Source organism: Cupriavidus sp. 8B, from assembly GCF_054589115.1.
Genome location: NZ_BAAILO010000148.1, coordinates 1 through 713 on the forward strand (window position 1 = coordinate 1; position 713 = coordinate 713).

General features: G+C 62.3%; 2 protein-coding genes. Both read left to right on the top strand.

Going from position 1 to position 713, the window contains the following annotated elements; all coding sequences use genetic code 11:
* Nucleotides 1–304, top strand: a 304-nt coding sequence (locus tag ACYP5B_RS15155) for an ATPase, T2SS/T4P/T4SS family (RefSeq protein WP_459570257.1), incomplete at its 5' end; no start/stop codon positions are given.
* A gap of 18 nt (nt 305–322) precedes the next feature.
* A complete protein-coding gene (locus ACYP5B_RS15160) occupies nt 323–673 on the top strand; it encodes a TrbC/VirB2 family protein (protein ID WP_267601182.1) in 351 nt (116 codons plus the stop codon).
* Nucleotides 674–713: the final 40 nt, after the last annotated feature.

Sequence of the window (713 nt, forward strand, 5' to 3'; positions counted from 1 at the left end):
TGGCGAGGTGCGCGGCGGCGAAGCCTTCGACCTCTTGCAGGCGCTCAACACCGGCCACGACGGCGGCATGGCGTCGCTGCACGCCAACAACGCCCGATCCGCCCTGTCGCGGCTGGAGAGTCTGGCGATGCTCGGCATCCCAACCGGCTCCCGCTGGGAGTTGGACGACATGCGCAAGCTCATCGCCGAATGCTTCCACTACGTTCTGCATCTGCGCCGCACCGGCGAGATGCGGCATGTCTCGGAAATCCTGGAAATTCAGGGATTCAAACAAGGCGACTACGTCGTCAATCGCGTTTTCTAACTGGGAGTTCAACAAACCATGTTCCGTTCCAACCGACCAGCGGGGATGCAGCTCAACGCCGCCCGCACCCGTTCGCAGCAGACTGCCCTGGTGCTGGGCGCGACGCTTCTCCTGTGCGCCCAGAGCGCATTCGCTGCCGACCTCGGTCTCTTCAGTGGCCTGACCAACATCATTTGCTCGATCCAGGCGCTGGTCAGTGGTCCAATCCTCTTCGTGATCGGCGTGGTGGTCATCATCTTGGGTGCGATCGGCATTGCCAACTCCGAGTCGACCATCGTCAAGGTCGTCATGACGGCCATCGTGGGCATCGGCCTGGCAGCTGCCGCGATTCCCATCGCCAAGAACCTCGGTCTCACCCAGTACTGCTGATCATGCGCCAGCACACCGTCAGCCGGTCATTGTCCTTGCC

What these genes read in the sequence shown, in the direction of transcription:
- ACYP5B_RS15160 (WP_267601182.1), top strand. Translation starts at nt 323, where the DNA reads ATGTTCCGTTCCAACCGACCAGCGGGGATGCAGCTCAACGCCGCCCGC.